This is a genomic window from Mycolicibacterium sp. Y3, from assembly GCF_051188035.1.
GTDB classification, from domain to species: Bacteria; Actinomycetota; Actinomycetes; order Mycobacteriales; family Mycobacteriaceae; genus Mycobacterium; species Mycobacterium fluoranthenivorans.
The window spans coordinates 432,464-449,520 of the sequence record NZ_JAVQLT010000001.1 but is presented as its reverse complement, the minus strand read 5'-3'; the positions used below and the strand labels follow the sequence as shown (position 1 = coordinate 449,520).

At 64.9% G+C, this 17,057-nt stretch carries 11 protein-coding genes and 1 tRNA gene; 5 read left to right on the top strand and 7 right to left on the bottom strand.

Annotation, left to right across the window (positions count from 1 at the left end; all coding sequences use genetic code 11):
* Positions 1-29: 29 nt before the first annotated feature.
* Positions 30-683, top strand: coding sequence for an aminodeoxychorismate/anthranilate synthase component II (locus tag QN239_RS02160; RefSeq protein WP_167154685.1), 654 nt, complete (start codon positions 30-32; stop codon positions 681-683).
* A 12-nt stretch (positions 684-695) separates the two neighbouring features.
* Here the strand turns inward: QN239_RS02160 and pknB are convergent, their stop codons facing one another.
* From pknB to QN239_RS02125, 7 genes are all read right to left on the bottom strand, one after another.
* A complete protein-coding gene (gene pknB, locus QN239_RS02155) occupies positions 696-2,507 on the bottom strand; it encodes a Stk1 family PASTA domain-containing Ser/Thr kinase (protein WP_499016502.1) in 1,812 nt (603 codons plus the stop codon).
* Positions 2,508-2,569: 62 nt separating this feature from the next.
* Positions 2,570-3,769, bottom strand: a complete 1,200-nt coding sequence (locus QN239_RS02150) for a protein kinase domain-containing protein (protein ID WP_499007984.1) — start codon at positions 3,767-3,769, stop codon at positions 2,570-2,572.
* Positions 3,766-5,241 (bottom strand): D,D-transpeptidase PbpA, encoded by a 1,476-nt coding sequence (gene pbpA / locus QN239_RS02145; protein WP_090359601.1) that lies wholly within the window; start codon positions 5,239-5,241, stop codon positions 3,766-3,768. Before pbpA ends, QN239_RS02150 begins: the two co-directional genes overlap by 4 nt.
* Positions 5,238-6,647, bottom strand: a complete 1,410-nt coding sequence (locus QN239_RS02140) for a peptidoglycan glycosyltransferase RodA (protein WP_499007982.1) — start codon at positions 6,645-6,647, stop codon at positions 5,238-5,240. Before QN239_RS02140 ends, pbpA begins: the two co-directional genes overlap by 4 nt.
* Positions 6,644-8,197, bottom strand: a complete 1,554-nt coding sequence (locus QN239_RS02135; RefSeq protein WP_499007981.1) for a PP2C family protein-serine/threonine phosphatase — start codon at positions 8,195-8,197, stop codon at positions 6,644-6,646. The genes QN239_RS02140 and QN239_RS02135 overlap by 4 nt, the downstream gene beginning before the upstream one ends.
* Positions 8,194-8,661 (bottom strand): FHA domain-containing protein FhaB/FipA, encoded by a 468-nt coding sequence (locus tag QN239_RS02130; protein ID WP_090359607.1) that lies wholly within the window; start codon positions 8,659-8,661, stop codon positions 8,194-8,196. Before QN239_RS02130 ends, QN239_RS02135 begins: the two co-directional genes overlap by 4 nt.
* A 105-nt stretch (positions 8,662-8,766) precedes the next feature.
* Positions 8,767-10,191 carry an FHA domain-containing protein gene (locus QN239_RS02125; protein ID WP_499007979.1) on the bottom strand — a complete coding sequence of 475 codons (1,425 nt, stop codon included), beginning with the start codon at positions 10,189-10,191 and terminating at the stop codon, positions 8,767-8,769.
* Positions 10,192-10,407: 216 nt separating this feature from the next.
* On the opposite strand from QN239_RS02125, the gene QN239_RS02120 reads away from it, so the two are divergent.
* The 4 genes from QN239_RS02120 (at position 10,408) to QN239_RS02105 (ending at position 16,991) form a co-directional block, all read left to right on the top strand.
* Positions 10,408-10,490, top strand: a tRNA-Leu gene (locus QN239_RS02120).
* Positions 10,491-10,876: 386 nt separating this feature from the next.
* A complete protein-coding gene (locus tag QN239_RS02115) occupies positions 10,877-12,427 on the top strand; it encodes a type I restriction-modification system subunit M (protein WP_499007978.1) in 1,551 nt (516 codons plus the stop codon).
* Positions 12,424-13,665 carry a restriction endonuclease subunit S gene (locus tag QN239_RS02110; protein WP_499007977.1) on the top strand — a complete coding sequence of 414 codons (1,242 nt, stop codon included), beginning with the start codon at positions 12,424-12,426 and terminating at the stop codon, positions 13,663-13,665. Before QN239_RS02115 ends, QN239_RS02110 begins: the two co-directional genes overlap by 4 nt.
* Before the next feature lie 44 nt (positions 13,666-13,709).
* Positions 13,710-16,991: a type I restriction endonuclease subunit R gene (locus tag QN239_RS02105; RefSeq protein WP_499007975.1), complete on the top strand. Its 3,282-nt coding sequence runs from the start codon at positions 13,710-13,712 to the stop codon at positions 16,989-16,991.
* Positions 16,992-17,057 lie beyond the last annotated feature (66 nt).

Below are 17,057 nucleotides of genomic sequence, written 5' to 3'. Positions count from 1 at the left end.
CGTTTTGCGTGCCCACGTACCCTGACCGCATGCAGGTTCTGGTCGTCGACAACTACGACAGCTTCGTGTTCAACCTGGTCCAGTACCTGGGCCAACTCGGCGTGCAGGCGCAGGTCTGGCGCAACGACGACGAGCGCCTGGCCGACCCCGGCAGCATCGCCGAGCAGTTCGACGGCATCCTGCTATCCCCCGGCCCCGGTACCCCCGAGCGGGCCGGCGCGTCCATCCCGCTGGTCCACGCCGCCGCCGAAACCGGCACGCCGCTGCTCGGGGTGTGTCTGGGGCACCAGGCCATCGGGGTGGCGTTCGGCGGCACCGTGGACCGTGCCCCGGAACTGCTGCACGGCAAGACCAGCCTGGTACATCATTCCAATGTCGGTGTGCTGCAAGGACTTCCAGATCCTTTTACCGCCACGCGCTACCACTCGCTGACCATCCTGCCGGAGACCAAACCCGACGTCCTGGAGGCCACCGGTCACACGGACAGCGGAGTGATCATGGCGGTCCGGCACACCGAGCTGCCGATCCACGGGGTGCAGTTCCACCCCGAGTCCATCCTCACCGAGGGCGGGCACCGGATGCTGGCCAACTGGCTGGGCTTCTGCGGTGCGGCCCCGGACGAGCAGCTGGTGGCCAAGCTCGAGCAGGAAGTCGCCGACACCGTCCGGAGGGCAGGAGCGTAGCGACCGGGGAAGCTACGAGGCGAAGCTCAGGGTGATCGAGTCGCCGTAGCCGACGCCGCTACCCGGCGCCGGGCTCTGCGTCACCACGGCGTTCGAGCGCAGTCCGCTGTTGTCGACGTTGGCACCCTTGATCAGCACGCCGGTCCACCCCAGTGCCCGTAGGTTCGGTTCCGCGTCCACCCAGAACTGGCCCGTCAGGTTCGGCATCACGAACTGGTTGCCCAGGGACACCTTCAGCGTGACCGGCGCATCCAGCGGCACCACCGTGCCAGCGATCGGATCGGTGGCCACCACCTCCCCGGCCGGGCGCGGGCTGGCCACCGGAGCGGTCAGGATCGCGGTGAAGCCGAGGATCTTCAGGTTGGTCGTCGCGCCGTCGGCGGTCTGATTGGTGACATCGGGCAGGGCTTTGGTCTGCGGGCCGGTGCCCACCACCACGGTGATCTCGTTGGTGATCGCCGACGTCGAGTTCGCCGGCGGCACCGTGCTCACCACCCGGTCCTTGAGCTCGGGCACGGAGGACGACGGGGCCTGTTTGAACTTGCCGAAGCCGGCGTCGGTGAGCTTGCGCACCGCGTCGGCGTAGCTCAGGCCGGACACGTCGGGCACCTCACGCTGCTCGGGTCCGGTCGAGACGTTGATGGTGATCTCGTCCCCTGCGCTCACCGAGGTGTTGGCATTCGGGTCGGTACCGATGACGTGATCCGGCGGCACCTTCGAGTCGGGGTTGCGCTGGACGTTGGTCTTGAAGCCGCGGTTCTGCAGTGTCGCGATGGCGTCGGCCGACGCCTGGCCGGCCACATCGGGAACCTGCACGTCGCGGGGCTTGCCGCCGATCGCGTTGATCGCGATGGTGACCACCACGGTCAGCACGGCCAGCACGGCGACGGCGATCAGCCAGCGCCCCACCGATCCCCCGCCCGAGGGCGGGTTGTAGGCGCCGGTGGCCGGGATGTGCTCGGTCGGCAACGCCCGGGCGTGCGGCTGGCTGATGGTCAGGATGTTGGTGCGCTCGGCGTCGGTGAGCACCTTGGGTGCCTCGGGCGCTTCGCCGCTGTGCACGCGGATCAGGTCGGTGCGCATCTCGGCCGCGGTCTGGTAGCGGTTCTCCGGATTCTTGGTGAGCGCCTTGAGCACGACCGCGTCGAGTTCCGGGGAGATGCCCGGGTGACGCTTGGACGGTGGGTCGGCGTCCTCGCGGACATGCTGATAGGCCACGGCCACCGGCGAGTCACCGATGAAAGGTGGCTCCCCCGTGAGGATTTCGTACAACACGCAGCCCAGCGAGTACACGTCGGAGCGGGCGTCGACGGGCTCGCCGCGGGCCTGTTCAGGCGACAGATACTGCGCTGTGCCGATCACCGCGGCGGTCTGGGTGACGCTGTTGCCGGTGTCGGCCAGGGCGCGGGCGATGCCGAAGTCCATCACCTTCACAGCGCTGTTCTTGCTGATCATGATGTTCGCGGGCTTGACGTCGCGGTGGATGATGCCGTGCTGATGGCTGAAGTTCAGGGCCTGGCACGCGTCGGCGATGATCTCGATGGCGCGCTTGGGCTCCATCGGTCCGTCGGTGTGCACGATATCGCGCAGCGTCACCCCGTCGACGTACTCCATCACGATGTAGGGCAGCGGGCCGGTGGGGGTCTCCGCCTCCCCGGTGTCGTACACGGCGACGATGGCCGGGTGGTTCAGCGCAGCGGCATTCTGCGCTTCGCGGCGGAACCGCAGATAGAAGCTCGGGTCGCGGGCCAGGTCGGCGCGCAGCACCTTGACCGCGACATCCCGGTGCAACCGGACGTCGCGGGCGATGTGGACCTCGGACATCCCACCGAAGCCGAGGATCTCCCCGAGCTCGTAACGGTCCGACAGATGCTGAGGTGGGGTTGTCACGGTGACCCGCTGGGCGGTGCGCCGCTGGGCGGCGGCACGCCGATGACGGTGGTGCTGGTGGAGGTCTCCTGCTGCACCGGGCGGTCCTTCTTGTCCTGTGCGTTGAGCACGATCAGCACCGCGATGATGATGGCCAGCGCACCCAGCACACCGGCGGCCCACAGCAGTGCGCGCTGACCGGGCGAGAAGGTACGGCGCGGCGGCGGCGTGCGGTGGCTACCCGTGACCGGGCGGGGCCGTGCGGCGGTCGGCGGTGGCCGGTACTCGGCGGCTGCTGCGGCCCGGGCCTGGGTGGTCGACGGGATGGCTGCGGGGGTGGCCCGGCCGATGGTGGGCGCGTGGTTGGGCCGTGGCGGCCGGCGCCCGGCGCGCACCGCGGCGACGGCGTCGGCGAACGGACCGCCCGAGCGGTACCGGTGGTTGGCTTCCTTGGCCAGGGTGATCTCGATGAGCTCGCGCACGTTGGGCGGCAGATCGGCGGGCAGCGGGGCGGGCTGCTCCTTGATGTGTTTCATGGCGACGGTGAGTGCGCCGTCGCCGGTGAACGGCCTTTTGCCGGAAAGGGATTCGTAGCCGACGACACCGAGTGAGTACACGTCGCTGGCGGCGGTGGCGTCGCGGCCCAGTGCCTGCTCTGGCGCGATGTACTGCGCGGTGCCCATCACCATGCCGGTCTGGGTGACCGGGGCCGCGTCGACGGCCTTGGCGATACCGAAGTCGGTCAGCTTCACCTGGCCGGTCGGGGTGATCAGAATGTTGCCGGGCTTGACGTCGCGGTGCACCAGCCCGGCGGTGTGCGCGACCTGCAGAGCCCGGCCGGTCTGCTCGAGCATGTCCAGGGCGTGGCGCAGCGACAGCCGCCCGGTGCGTTTGATGACGGAGTTCAGCGGCTCCCCGTTGACCAGTTCCATCACCAGGTACGCGGTGCGACCTTCACCGGCCTCGATCTCGGTCTCGCCGTAGTCGTACACGCTGGCGATGCCGGGGTGGTTGAGCATCGCGACGGTGCGCGCTTCACCGCGGAACCGGTCGACGAACTCGGAGTCCTCGGAGAACTCGGCCTTGAGGACCTTGATCGCCACCTGGCGGCCGAGCCGAGTGTCGAGTCCTTCCCACACCTGGCCCATACCGCCGGTCGCGATCAGACGCTGCAGCCGGTAACGGCCGGACAGCGTCACACCCACCCGGGCCGTCATGATGCCTCCCGCAGAGCAGCGGCGATGGTGGCCCGCCCGATGGGGGCAGCCACCGCACCGCCGGTGGCGGACAATCGGTCTCCCCCATTCTCCACAAGCACGGCTATGGCCACTTTGGGGGCCTGTGCCGGGGCGAATGCGATGTACCACGCGTGCGGCGGGGTGTTGCGGGGATCCGTGCCGTGCTCGGCGGTGCCCGTCTTCGATGCGATCTGCACGCCGGCGATGGCTCCCTTCTGCTGTGTCACCTGCTCGGCGCCGACCATCAGATCAGTAAGTGTAGCCGCGACCTGCGGCGACACAGCCCGCCTCAGCTCCTGCGGGGCAGTGGTGGCGATATTGGAGAGGTCCGGGCCCTTGAGGGCGTCGACCAGGTAGGGCGTCATGGTGACGCCGTCGTTGGCGATGGTGGCGGCCACCATCGCGTTCTGTAGCGGTGTCACCGCGACATCCTTCTGTCCGATGCTGGACATACCCAGCGCGGCGCCATCTTCGATGGGGCCGATGGTCGAATTGGCCACCTGCAGCGGGATCGGGGCCGGGGGTTCATCGAGTCCGAACGACCGTGCGGTGGCACGCAGCTTGTCGGCCCCGGTGTTGATACCCAATTGCACGAAGGCGGTGTTGCAGGACCGCGCGAACGCCTCCCGCAGCGTGGCCGTCGGGCCGTTGCCGCAGGTCGATCCGCCGTAGTTCTCCAACGTCGCGGTGCTGTCCGGCAACGGGATGCGCGACGCGGCGGTCAACTGGGTGTCCGGGGTGGAGCCGGCCGCCAACGCGGCCGCGGTGGTGATCACCTTGAACGTCGAACCCGGTGGGTAGGTTTCCGAGATCGCGCGGTTCACCAGGGGGGAATCCGGGTTGTCGCGTAGCCGTTGCCACGCCGCGGACTGCTCGCTGCCGTCGTGGCTGGCCAGTTCGTTGGGGTCGTACGACGGTGCGGACACCATCGCGAGGATCTTGCCGGTGGCGGGCTCGAGTGCCACCACGGACCCCTTGCACGGGCCGTCGCAGCCGCGCTGCATGGCGTCCCAGGCGGCCTGCTGTACCTGGGGGTTGATCGTGGTCGACACATTGCCGCCGCGCGGGTCACGGCCGGTGAAGAAGTCGGCCAGGCGCCGTCCGAACAGGCGCTCGTCGGAGCCGTTGAGGACGGTGTCCTCGGCGCGCTCGAGCCCGGTGCTGGAGTACTGCAGTGAGTAGAAGCCGGTGACCGGCGCGTAGGCCAGCGGATTGGGATACACGCGCAGGAACCGGAACCGGCCGTTGGTAGACACCGAGTAGGCCAGCAGCTGGCCGCCGGCCGAGATCTGGCCGCGCTGACGGGAGTATTCGTCGAGCAGCACCCGCTGGTTGCGCGGATCGGCGCGGTAGCCGTCGGCCGCGAACACCTGGGTGAAGGTGGCGTTGGCGAGCAGCAGCACGATCAGCGCCATGATCGTGACGGAGAGACGACGCAGAGAGGTGTTCATGCCTTCGCGATCACCTCCGTGCTGGCGGCGGCGATGGGGGTGGGGTTCGGTCCGCGGCTGGCGGTGATCGGCCGCCGGGCGGCATGCGAGATCCGCATCAGGATGGCCAGCAGGATGTAGTTGGCCACCAGAGACGAACCGCCGTAGGACATCCACGGGGTGGTGAGGCCGGTCAGCGGGATCAGTTTGGTCACCCCGCCGACGACGATGAACAGCTGGATGCCCAGTGCGGATGCTAACCCCGCGGCAAGCAATTTGCCGAAGCTGTCACGCACGGCGACCGCGGTCCGCAGGCCCCGGATGATGACGATGGTGTAGAGCATCAGCACGCCGGCCAGGCCCACCAGGCCGAGCTCCTCACCGATGGCCGCGATGATGAAATCCGTTGAGGCAGCAGGGACGGTGCCCGGCTGGCCGTTGCCGAGGCCGGTGCCGAAGATGCCCCCGGTGGCGAAGCTGAACAGGGATTGCACCATCTGGAACCCGGCGCCGTCGGGGTCGGCGAACGGGTCGATCCAGTTCTGCACCCGAACCCGGACATGACCGAAAAGCTGGTAGGCCACCACGCTTCCCAAGGCGAACAGCACGAGACCGATGAGCACCCAGGACAGCCGGCCGGTCGCCACGTAGACGAGCACCAGGAACGAGGTGTACAGCAGCAGAGAGGTGCCGAGGTCCTTCTCGAAGACCATCACCCCCACCGAGGCGACCCAGGCCACCAGCAGGGGCGCCAGATCGCGCGGGCGGGGCAGATCCATTCCGAGAACGTGCTTTCCGGCACTGATGAACAGTTCGCGCTTGTCGACGAGTACGGCCGAGAAGAAGATCAGCAGCAGGATCTTGGAGAATTCCGCGGGCTGGATGGAGAAACCGGGGAACTGGATCCAGATCTTCGCGCCGTTCTGTTCGGAGAACTTCGAGGGCAGCAAGGCCGGAATCACAAGCAGCACAAGGCCGGTCAATCCGCAGAGGTAGCCGTAGCGGGCCAGTACGCGGTGGTCGGGTACCGCGATCACGATCACCGAGAAGGCGATGACGCCAACGAGCGTCCACAGCATCTGCTGGTTGGCGGTCGGGCTGTCCGGGTTCATCGGTGCGGCGGCCAGGTCGAGGCGGTGAATCATGACCAGCCCCAAGCCATTCAGCAACGCGACTACCGGAAGCAGCAGAGGGTCGGCATAGGGCGCGAATCGGCGGACGGCCAGGTGCGCGCCCGCGAACAGGGCCAGGTAGGCCACGGTGTACTGCAGCAGATCCCAGTTCAGGCCCTGCTCCTGATTGGCCTCCACGATGAGCAGTGCCACCGTGGTGATGACCGCGGCGAAGCCCAACAGCCCCAGTTCGGCGTTGCGCCGGTTGGGCAGCGGCGGCGTGACGGCGACGGGTGACTGGGGCGCGGTGGTCATGACGCCGTCCGGCAGGTGGTGCCCGGCTCCGGCGGTGAGGGAGGCAGGGCCGTGACGGTCGATGCCTGGGTGGGACTGGGACTGGGTGGGAGCGGCGTGGCGGTGGGCTGCGGTGTCGGAGCCGGGCTGGGAACGGGGGCTGATGCGGGCGCCGGTGCGGGCGCGCTGCTCGTGGGCGCCACGGGTGTCCCGGAGGTGGTGGGAGGCGGTGCGACTGGCGAAGTGGGGGCAGGACTCGGCGTCGGGGTGGGCTTGGGTGTCGTCTTGGCTGTGGTGGCGGGCGGCGCGCAGATCGGCAGCAGCGAGCTGCGGGCCAGTTCGTTGATCTGGCTGATCGCGTCGTCGAGGGTGCCGGCCGGCAATCCCGCGGCGACCTGGGCGCGCTCGGATTCCCGGATATCGTTGACGCCGAGCAGTGCGCAGTCCAGGTTGGTCTTGGACTGGCCGAAACTGATCAGCGACAACTCGTTTCGTTGGTTGAGGCAACCGACCAGAAACGGTTCCTGAAGTGAGAGCCCGAGAAACGAGCCCTGCACGCCGCGCATGATGGAGACGGTGCCGTCCTGCTCACCGACGTAATAGTTGTTGCGGATGATCTCCCGTGCGACCGCCAAGCCGGCCAGCACGATCAGCAACACCACGACTCCCGCGATCACCAGACGCCGCTTGGAGCGGTGTGCTTTTGGGAGTTCCTCCGGTGCGGTCACAACCCTTTTCGGGGCGGTCCGGCGGGGGTTGAACGCCGATGCCCGTCCCGCCGAGGTGTTCGGCGGGAGGGTGTCGTCGTCCACCCCGGAGACCGCGCCGGCCAGGATCGGCTGGGTTTGGCCGTAGTCGTAGTCGACGACATCGGCCACCACCACGGTGACGTTGTCGGGGCCGCCGCCGCGAAGGGCCAGCTCGATCAGCCGGTCGGCGCTGTCGACCACATCCGGTATCTGCAGGGCCTCGTGGATAGTGTCGTGGCTGACCGGGTCGGACAATCCGTCCGAACAGAGCAGGTAGCGGTCGCCGACCCGGGCCTCGCGCACGATGAGCGTCGGTTCGACCTCATGGCCGGTGAGGGCCCGCATGATCAGTGACCGCTGCGGGTGGCTGTGCGCCTCTTCCGCGGTGATACGGCCCTCGTCCACCAGGGTCTGGACGAATGTGTCGTCCTTGGTGATCTGGCTCAGCTCGCCGTCGCGCAGCAGGTAGCCGCGGGAATCGCCGATGTGAACCAGGCCCAGTCGGCCGCCCGCGAACAGGATCGCGGTGAGCGTGGTGCCCATGCCTTCCAGCTCGGGGTCAGCCTCCACATGGGCGGCGATGGCCGAGTTGCCCTCGTGCACCGCGTCGTTGAGTTTTTTGAGCAGGTCGCCGCCGGGTTCGTCGTCGTCGAGATGAGCGAGTGCCGCGATCACCAGCTGTGAGGCGACCTCACCGGCGGCGTGGCCGCCCATCCCGTCGGCCAGCGCCAGCAGGCGTGCCCCGGCGTACACCGAATCCTCGTTGTTCGCGCGGACCAGGCCGCGGTCGCTGCGTGCTGCGTAACGCAATACAAGTGTCACGGCCGCAACTCGATTACCGTCTTGCCGATTCGTACCGGCGTTCCCATCGGAACCCTTACCGCCGTCGTCACCTTCGCCCTGTCAAGGTATGTACCGTTGGTCGATCCTAGGTCCTCGACGTACCATTCCGAGCCCCGTGGGGACAGCCTGGCATGCCGTGTCGATGCGTAGTCGTCGGTGAGCACCAGGGTGGAGTCGTCCGCCCGGCCGATGAGCACCGGCTGGCTGCCCAGGGTGATGCGGGTGCCCGCCAGCGCGCCCTCCGTGACGATCATGTGCCGGGCGATGTGCAGCCGCTGCCGGTTGGGCAGCAGCGAGCCCCGCAGGGCCAGCCCGCGCCGGACCATCACCGCCCCGGTCGGGGCGTAGATATCGGTGCGCAGAATGCGCAGCACCGACCAGATGAACAACCACAGCAACAGCAGGAAACCGACCCTTGTCAGCTGCAGTACTAGCCCCTGCATCTGACGTCCTTCCCGCCTCGCCTATCGACTTTCGGCACCGTCACGATACTGGGGCGCTCGCCGGCTCGAGGGCCGAGCGGTGCGCCTCTCCCCAGTTCGGGGCGTTCAGTGGACGCGGACGATGATCTCGGAGTGGCCCAGCCGGATCACGTCTCCGTCGGCGAGCTGCCACTCCTGCACCGGCGCGTTGTTCACCGTGGTGCCGTTGGTGGAGTTCAGATCCGACAGCAGCGCGATCTGACCGTCCCAGCGGATCTCCAGATGGCGGCGTGACACCCCGGTGTCCGGGAGGCGGAACTGGGCGTCCTGGCCGCGACCGATGACATTGGCGCCCTCACGCAGCTGGTACGTGCGGCCGCTGCCGTCGTCGAGCTGAAGCGTCACGGTGGCGGCGCCCGCGGCGTAACCGCCGTAGGCCCCGGCGGCCGGAGCCGCGGGTTCGGCGCCGTAGCCCTGCCCGTAGTCCTGGCCGTAGCCCTGTCCGTACCCGTAGCCCTCCGGTTCGCCGTAGCCGGCGTCGGGGTAGCCCGGGGCGGCCGGCGGTTCGCCGTAGCGGCCGTAGTCGGGTGCCTGCGGGGCCGGGGGCGCGGCGTAGTCCTGGCGGCCGTAGTCGGCGCGGCCGTAGCCCTGGTCCTGGTACGGCGGCTGCTCGTAAGACGGCGCCGGCGGCGCGGGCGGGCGACCATAGCCCTCGTCCGGGCGCGGCGGGGCCGGCGGGCGGCCGTAGTCGTACTCGCCGTAGCCCGGCGGCGGCGAGGCCGGCGGCTGCGGGTAACCGGGCGGCGGCGGCTGCTGGCGGTAACCCTGATCGGGGTAACCGGCGGGGGGCTGCTGGCCACCCTGCGGGCCGCCGTAGCCGGCGGGCGGACGCTGCTCGTAGGACGGCTGGGCCGGCGGGGGCGGGTAACCCTGGTCGGGGTAGCCGCCCTGGCGCGGCGGGTAGCCGCCCTGGTCAGGGTAGGCAGCCGGGTCTGGGCGCTCGGCGGCATGGCCGGCGCGCGGCTCATCCTGCTGGCGGTAGCGGTCGTCGTACTGGTCGTCGCCGGGCCGCCCCTGTCCCTGGCCGCGGTAGCTCGGGTTGTCGGTCATCGCTGGTACTCCTGGTTGTGCGGTGGACGGGCGGTCGTGCTGTGGTGGGACGGGCGTGCCGGCGGCCGAGTCGGGGTTCACCGCGCCGCGGGCACGAAACTGTCCGGTGTGCAGCGTCGATGAGGCCTCGAATCTGACGACCACATCACCATACGTTTGCCAACCCTGCTCATGAATAAAACCTTGCAGGTGCCGGGCAAAAGTCGTAGACGTCCGTTCCGGATCCGCGCTCACCTTCTGGTAGTCGGTGTCACTGAGCGTAATGATGTAGTCGTTGGGGGCCAAAATGCGACCGCCGCCGACCGGCTGGGCGTGGGCCTCGGCTTCGCGGCGCAACAGGGCTTCGACTTCCTGCGGAACGATCGATCCGCCGAAGACCCGGGCGAAAGCGTCGCCGACAGTCGACTCGAGGCGACGTTCGATACGGTCCGCCAGACCCATCTCACCGCCCCATCTGTTGTCGTCGTGCTGTGCCCCCGCGCATGGAGTGTCGCTCTGGCCACACTGCTCACACGCATGTTATCGGCCAAGTGCGCCGATGCGGGACCAACAGAACTCTGAGAATCACGTCACGCCAGGTCAGGGTGGGTGATCTTGATTCGGATCCAACGGTTTGGGTCCGGTGCCGGTGTGGTGATACGGTTGCGCGGTCAATCCGGGCGAGTGGCGGAATGGCAGACGCGCTGGCTTCAGGTGCCAGTGTCCTTCGGGACGTGGGGGTTCAAGTCCCCCTTCGCCCACAAAGAGCGGTTTTACGTAACCGCAGGCATAGAGGTCACGAACTCGAAAGAGGTCGTGACCTTTGTGTTTGGGTGGGGTGGGCGGATCGGTTCGTGCCGGCTGGGTCGTCGCGGGACTTCGTCGCGCGGATCCCCAGCGAGATCGTTGGTCGGCCCCCTGCATGGCCGCCTGCCCTGCTTTCGCAACCCTGGGCCTTCGACATAAGGTTTGGAACCCGGCCATCCTCGCCCCATTCGAGCCCACAGCTATGCGATGATCCGCGCTTGACGGCCGTTGGCGCCCACAGTTTGTTCAGACTTGTGCTCGCGGAGAGTTACCGCCATCGGATTCTTAGGTAGGGATAGTTCGTGGCCAAGGCGCCTCGAACCGATAGAACGGAATGTGGTTGAAGACGACTGACCTCGCCAAGGTGCGCCGTACGCTGTGGTCCGCTGCTGACGAATTGCGAGCCAACTCGAAGTTGACGCCGGTCCAGTATCGCAATCCGGTACTCGGCTTGGTGTTCCTCGCCTACGCGGAGAACCGTTTCGAGGCTGTCCGCGGTGAGGTCGAGTCGAAGGCCTCAGCTCGCAACCCCGCAACGCCCGCCGACTATAAGGCCAAGTCCGTGTTGTATGTGCCGGAGGAATCGCGGCTGTCGTACCTCAACGATCTTCCGGAGGGGGACGACATTGGCAAGGCAGTCGATGAGGCGATCAAGGCGATTGAAGCGGCCAATCCCGAACTCAAGGACATCCTGCCGCGTGGCTACCAGAAGCTCGAACGTTCAACTCTGATCGAGCTGCTGCGCTTGTTTGCGCCGTTGCCGACACAGCTGGAAGGGGACGCCTTCGGCTTCATCTACGAAGACTTTCTTTCCAACTTCGCCGCGCAAGAAGGCAAGGGCGGTGGCGAGTACTTCACTCCCTATTCGATCGTCCGGCTCATCGTAGAGATTCTGGAACCGTTTCACGGCCGCGTCTTCGACCCTGCGTGCGGGTCGGGTGGCATGTTTGTACAGTGCGCGAAATTCGTTGAACGCCATCATGAATCAGCGACGAGAAAGCTCTCCATCTTCGGTACGGAGAAGACTGAGGACACTGTGCCGCTGGCGAAGATGAACCTCGCGCTGCACGGGCTCTCTGGTGACATCCGGCAAGCCAATAGCTATTACGAAGACCCGCACAAGGCGGTCGGGGCCTTCGACTACGTAATGGCTAACCCGCCCTTCAACGTCGACAAAGTGAAGAAGGACCAGCTCTCCGGTGACAAGCGATTCCACTTCGGAATCCCCAAGCCGGACAACGCAAACTACCTTTGGATCCAGCAGTTCTACGCGGCGCTTGGGCCAAAGGGCCGCGCCGGATTCGTTATGGCCAACTCAGCGGGTGACGCAGGGCATTCGGAGAAGGACATCCGCAAGCAGATCGTCGAGTCTGGTGCGTTGGATGTGATGGTCGCAATCAGTTCCAACTTCTTCTACACGGTTACTCTCCCCGTGACGCTTTGGTTCTTGGACAAGGCCAAGGCGGGAACCCGACGCAAAGACAGTGTCTTGTTCCTTGATGCACGGCATATATACCGGCAGATAGACCGCGCCCACCGCGACTTCACGGCGGAGCAGATCGAGTTTCTCGCCAACGTCGTGCGGCTGTACCGAGGTGAAGACATCGAAACCGCGACGGGCAGTAACGCTTTACTCACGGAGAATTTTCCTGATGGGAAGTACGCAGACGTTGCTGGTCTGTGCAAGGTCGCGACTCGTTCTGAGATCGAAGATCAAGGATGGAGTCTCAACCCCGGTCGTTACACAGGCTCTGCTGTTGTGGCTGAGAACGACGAGGATTTCGCTGTGAAACTCGAAGAGCTTTACGAAGAGTTCACTTTTCTGAGCGACCAAGCCGAGGCCTTGCGCGTCAAAGTCGACGTCGCGGTCCGCGGGATTCTCGGCGTATGACAGACTGGCGCGAATTCGCAATCGGGGAACTGGGCCGGGTTGTTACTGGAAAGACGCCTCCTGCCGCACGTCCCGATGCCTTCGGAAACGAGCATCCTTTCGTGACTCCGACCGACATGGTCGACCAACGATTCATCGCGGCGACTGAAAGGTGTCTGTCGGCTGACGGTGCTGAGTTATTGCGGCGTCTCAGGGTTCCATCGGGCGCGTTGATAGTTTCGTGCATCGGGTGGCAGTTGGGAAAGGTTGCGATCTCGACCGCAGACTCGTTCACCAATCAGCAGATTAATACGATTATTCCGAACGACTCTAAGGTTGATCCTTTGTTTCTCTATTACCACTTACGAACTCGGAGGGAGGAACTGAAGCGTTTAGCTTCGGGAGGCACGCGAACGCCGATCCTGAACAAGTCACGATTTGAAGCGTTGAAGATCAATCTCCCCTCTCGGTTCTATCAAGAACGTGTTGTCGCCGTCATCGGGTCGATCGATGACCTTATCGAGAACAACCTTCGCCGGGTGGAGTTGCTGGAAGAGATGGCGCGGGCCGTCTACCGTGAGTGGTTTGTGAAGTTTCGCTACCCAGGACACAGAGCCGTCCCCCTCGTTGACTCGGCCCTCGGCCCGATCCCCGACGGGTGGGGTACGGATCCGTTCGATGTCGTCGCATCGTTTGTGAACGGCTTTGCTTTCAAGCCTTCACATTGGGGACCAGATGGCAGGCCGATCATCAAGATCAAAGAACTCAAGGCGGGTATCACGGCTGGGACGCCCCGTTGTCCCGAAGGACCCATCGATAAGAAGTACTGGGTCGAAGGTGGCGACCTCCTAATGAGTTGGAGCGCCGATCTAGGTGTTTACCTCTGGGCAGACGAACCGGGACTTCTTAATCAGCACCTCTTCGTCGTACGGCCATCAAATGACTCGGTGACGCTGCTCTACCTATTACACGCCCTCGACAACGCGATGCCGGAGTTCCGTGCGCGCGCCCAGGGAACGACCATGAAGCACATCAAGCGCGCCGCGCTCCATGAGGTATCGGCGCTCATTGCACCGCCAATGCTCTTGGCGCGGTTCGATCAGGTGGTGGGGCCGATACATGAAGAATCGACGACACTTCAGGCGCAGACGCGCTATCTCAGGGCCATGCGTGATCTCCTTCTGCCCAAGCTGGTCAGCGGACAAATCGACGTTTCCGCACTCGACTTGGATGCACTGGTAGGAGAACAGGTGGCGTGATGATGGCAAGGGGTCCAGAGTACGACTACGTCGAGAAGCCCAGCATGGAGTTGTTGGCTGAGCTCGGCTGGACCCCTGTCGATGCCTTCCACGAAATTCTTGGCGTCGAAGGCACCCTTGGGCGTGATTCTCAGCACGACGTGATTCTGACGCATCGCCTGCGCATAGCGATGCGGAACCTAAACGCCGAGGACGTGCCCGACATCGCAATCGACGAAGCGATTGAGGCGCTGACAAAGGACCGCTCGGTGATGGATCGGGTCCGCGCCAACCGCGAAGTCTATGACCTGCTGCGCGACGGCTACCAGGCCGAGTGGGTAGATGACAACGGAGACAAGCAGATTGGGATACTGCGGTACCTCGATCTGCGGGACTCCACAAACAACGACCGGCTGGCTGTTCAGCAAATGTGGGTTAAGGGCCCATTGCACAGCCGCCGCCTCGACGTTGCCCTGTTCGTCAACGGCGTACCGCTGGCAGTGCTGGAATTCAAGGAGCCGAATGCGCCGGTCAAGTCGGCCTTCGACGACAACGTCACCGACTACCGCGACACCATCCCGCAGCTCTTCATACCAAACTGTCTTGTCCTGCTGTCCAACGGAAGCGAGGCGAAAGTCGGGTCGACATATGCCCCGTGGGAGTACTTCTCGGACTGGAAGGTTATCGACGCCTTCGGGGCACGTAGCGAGATCGCATTGCAGACAGCTCTACGAGGCACCTGCGATCCTGCGAACCTGCTCGACCTGTTCGAGAACTTCGTCGGTTACATGGAACGCCCCGGCGGATTGATCAAGATCGTCGCACGTTCGCACCAGTACCTCGGCGTCAACGCTGCGATTGAGAATCTCGATCGGGCGCGCGCTGTGCACGACAAACGCCTTGGCGTCTTCTGGCATACCCAGGGGTCGGGCAAGAGTCTGTCGATGTTGTGGTTCACTCAAAAGGTGCTCCGGCATGTCCGGGGCAAGTGGACCTTCGTAATGGTCACTGACAGAACCGAACTCGACACGCAACTCCACGGAGAGTTCGCTGACGCCGGTGCGATCCCACCCGAAGCGCGGATCCACGCAGACTCCATAGCGCACCTGCGTGAACTGTTGGCGGCCGACCACCGTTACGTCTTCACCCTCATCCAGAAGTTCCAACCGTCCAAGGGTGAACGAGAGATGCCGGTGCTGTCCGACCGGTCAGACATCATCGTCATCACCGATGAGGCACACCGCAGCCAATATGACACCCTCGCTCTCAACATGCGGACCGCGCTGCCCAACGCCTCGATGATGGGCTTTACCGGAACCCCGCTGATTGCTGGCGAAGAGCAGGCGACCCGTCAGCAGTTCGGTGACTACGTGAGCATCTACAACTTCGGTGATGCCGTCGAAGATGGCGCCACGGTCCCGCTCTACTACGAAAACCGGATCCCAGAGCTACAACTCACGAACGTTGAGTTCGCAGACGAACTCGACGCGCTCCTGGAGGAAGCCGAGCTCGATGAAGACGCTGAGGGTGCGCTGGCACGCAAATTCGGTACGCAGTACACCCTGCTGACTCGTCCCGAACGCCTGAAAACCCTCGCCAAAGACCTAGTTGCGCACTTCGTCGGGCGGGGATTCTCCGGAAAGGCGATGTACGTTGGCCTCGACAAAGCAGCGGCCGTGAGGATGTATGACCTCGTTAAGGAGGCGTGGGCCGAGCACCTTTCTGACCTGCGACGCCAGCACGATGCGCTACCGGAGCTGGAACGGCCGTGGGTGGTATCGCGGATTGAGCTGATGGAAACCACCGACATGGCGGTCGTGGTTTCGCAAAGTCAGAACGAGCTGAAGATGCTCGATGACCTGGGCCTCGACATCCGTCCGCACCGCGAGCGGATGAACCGCGAAGACCTTGCCGAGAAGTTCAAAGACCCGACCGATCCTTTGCGGCTGGTGTTTGTGTGCGCGATGTGGATGACCGGCTTCGACGCCCCGAGCGTGTCGACCGTCTACCTCGACAGGCCGATGAAAAACCACACCCTCATGCAGACCATCGCTCGCGCCAACCGCGTCTTCCCGGAGAAGGACAACGGTCTCATTGTCGATTACGTCGGAGTCTTCCGGAACTTGGAGAAGGCTCTCGCCGTCTACGGCGCAGCCAAGGAGGGGGAATCGCCTATTGAGATCATCGATTCCCTCGCGGGTGAACTCGACGCGGCCGTCGCAGATATGATCGCTTTCTGTGCGGGCGTCGGCGTTGAGCTGATCGCAATGCGCGATGCCCAGGGCTTCGACCACGTGGCTAAACGGGACGCTGCCGTCGAGGCGTTGTTGGTTAACGAACAGACCCGCAACGACTTCACGACTAGGGCTCGGCAGGTCCGCCGGCTATTCAAGGCACTGCTCCCAAACCCGAAAGCGGCTGCACAGCAACGTACCGTCGCTGCAATCCGGGTGTTGGCCGAGCGTATTCACGAAGTTACTAAGCCGCCGACACCTGACATTGGAGTTGTCGCCGACGCCGTAGACGCCCTGCTGGATCGATCGGTGGGGGCCGCGGAGTACATCATCCGCGCTGCTGCCGAGGGTCGCAAGCCGGACCCACTGATCGACCTATCGCAGATCGATTTTGACGGACTCGCAGCGAGACTGGCCGGCCGCAAGCGCGCAGAGACCGACAGGATGGCTCAGCTTCTTCGGCAGCAAGCCATCGGCGCGGCGTTGCGGAACCCGACGCGCTACGAGCTGGTCGAGCGTATCGAGCAGCTGATTGCCGACTACAACGCGGGCAGCGTCAATATCGATGAGTATCTGCGTCGTCTCATCGAGCTTTCGAGGACTCTCACGTCTGAAGAGGAACGAGCGGTTCGCGAAGGCATGACCGAGGAAGAACTTGCGATCTTCGACCTCCTAACGCAACCCGATCCCGTGCTCACCGCGGAGGAACGAGAAAGAGTTCAGGCGAGCGCGAAGACACTGCTTCAGCACCTGCATGAAAAGCTCGTCGAGGATTGGCGACGCAAGGTCGACGTGATGAACGACGTCAACAGCACCATCCGCCGCGTACTCGACGACGGTTTACCGGAGACGCCATACACAGTCGATGTCTTCCGCGAGAAGGTTCAGCTCGTATACGACCATGTTCTGAGTGCGTACGGAGATGACGGTGAGAGTGTGTACACCCGACGCGTGGACGTCGGCTTTCCGCCTCAGACAGCGGGGCAAGTGCCTTTGGGTCCGATTGATGTAGACAAGATCGCCGATGACGTCGTGGCGCGCATCCACGCCGATCCTGCCTTCGCCGAGCACGTTGCACGACAGCTGATTGACCGGCCGGATGCGGCAGTCTGATGAGTCAACTAGCTCATGACGACCTGGCAAGCAAAGCTCGGGTGGTCGCGGTATCCCCGTTTCGAC